Source organism: Mycobacterium sp. E2497 (assembly GCF_001668695.1).
Classification (GTDB): Bacteria; Actinomycetota; Actinomycetes; order Mycobacteriales; family Mycobacteriaceae; genus Mycobacterium.
In genome coordinates this window covers 1-823 of the sequence record NZ_LZKD01000279.1, presented here as the reverse complement: position 1 = coordinate 823, position 823 = coordinate 1, and the positions used below count along the sequence as shown (strand labels likewise).

At 66.7% G+C, this 823-nt stretch carries 1 protein-coding gene; it reads left to right on the top strand.

The annotated features are described in order from the left end of the window. Positions 1-125 precede the first annotated feature (125 nt). A partial coding sequence (locus A5713_RS25960; protein WP_197516481.1) for a glycosyltransferase occupies positions 126-823 on the top strand: 698 nt, incomplete at its 3' end.

Genomic DNA, 823 nt, shown 5'->3' with positions numbered 1-823 from the left:
CAAGCCTGCGGACAGCATCACCAAGACCGCCGAACTTCTGGAAAACTTCGCGCGCGTGGGACGGATTGGGTGAGGAGCCATACCCCCGACGTCGCCGGTGCACGGCAACTGCAAGGCTAGGACCCGTGACGAAATTCGTTCTCGCCGGGTATGGAACGCGCGGCGACATCGAGCCTTTGGCGGCTGTTGGCCGCGAGCTGGTGCGCCGAGGGCACGACGTGGCCATGGCGGTCCCGCCGGAATTGGTGGGCTTCGCCGAGTCCGCCGGGCTCGCGGCGGTCCCGTACGGCCCGGAACTGCATGATTTCCTCGACGAGGAGTTCCTTCGCAACATGTGGGCGGAGTTCTTCCGGAACATCTGGACGGTCCGCAGCCCGATCAGGTTGATGCGCAAGGTGTGGGAGCCCCTGATCCGGCATTGGGGCGAGGTGAACACCACGCTGACGTCGCTTGCGGCCGGCGCCGACCTGCTCTGCACCGGCCTGAATTTCGAGCAGGCCGCCGCCAACGTCGCCGAGTTCTACGGCATTCCGCTGGCGACACTGCATCACTTCCCGATGCGGGCCAACGGCCAGCTCGTTCCGCGCGTGCCGGCGCCGCTGTTCCGCTCCAGCATGAAGACGGTCGAGTGGTTGTTTTGGCGGTCGACGAAGCGAGTCGAGAACGCACAGCGCCGCGAACTCGGCCTGTCCGCGGCCACGAAACCCTCGCCGCGGCGGATCGCCGAACGCGGGTCACTGGAAATCCAGGCCTATGACGAGGTGTGTTTCCCCGGCTTGGCCGCCGAGTGGGCGAAATGGGGCGGCCAACGGCCGTTCGTGGG